Annotated in this window: 1 pseudogene; it reads left to right on the top strand. The window is 37.2% G+C overall.

Annotated features, from left to right (window positions below):
- Positions 1–625 precede the first annotated feature (625 nt).
- Positions 626–795, top strand: a pseudogene (gene greA, locus CIK04_RS26080) (transcription elongation factor GreA); the annotation flags it as partial.

Raw genomic sequence — 795 nt, 5'->3', positions numbered from 1 at the left:
AGAGAAGTTCCATCTTGGTTGTAAAGTTCAGCAGCGTTAACACCAGTTGCCACTGCAGCAGCAGATACATGAAAGTTGCGATTAATGTCTTTTTCATTGTTTTGTTGTCCTAGTTTTAGCTGTCCATAATCTTTTTGTTGTAAGACGAATATCTCACAGATTATCACTATGATTCTAGATTCATAAATGAGATGCATCTCAAATACTTGGCCAGAGTTATTGGTTGACGTCCAATGTTGTACAGCCAAAGTTCCATGATGGGTTAGTAAAATTATATAAATTCAACCTATGAACACTGTTCGATTGCGTAGTGATTTTTATTAATTTATTGTTTTTAAATGGATTTATGCTGATTTACATGCCTCTGACATTGATTGATTTTTATTGGTTTTTATCTATTTGTCGATATTTGCTCGCATTTTTCACGGTGATGTTGATGTGAAAATTGTCAAAATTGATAGGTGGTTTCGGCATTTGAACTTGGGTACAAGCAAGAATGAAATTAAGGTGATTTAGGCTCAAAGTTTGTTTACACTAGGCGAAATTAATCCGTTCCGTGACTACCTGATCATTCGGTCAGGWAGDGTTTTTTTGTCCAAAGATGACTTTGGCATTGAGGTTGAAAATGGAAAAAGTTCCAATGACGGCTCGCGGCGAGCAATTGCTGCGTAAAGAATTAGAAAGACTTTTAAAAAGACGTCCACTGATCACTGAAGCGATTGCTGAAGCTCGTGAATTGGGTGATTTGAAAGAAAACGCAGAATATCACGCTGCTCGTGAAGAACAGGGCATCTG

The organism is Vibrio sp. 03_296 (assembly GCF_002265885.1).
The sequence above is the reverse complement of the archived record's forward strand: the minus strand, read 5'-3'. Positions and strand labels throughout refer to the sequence as shown.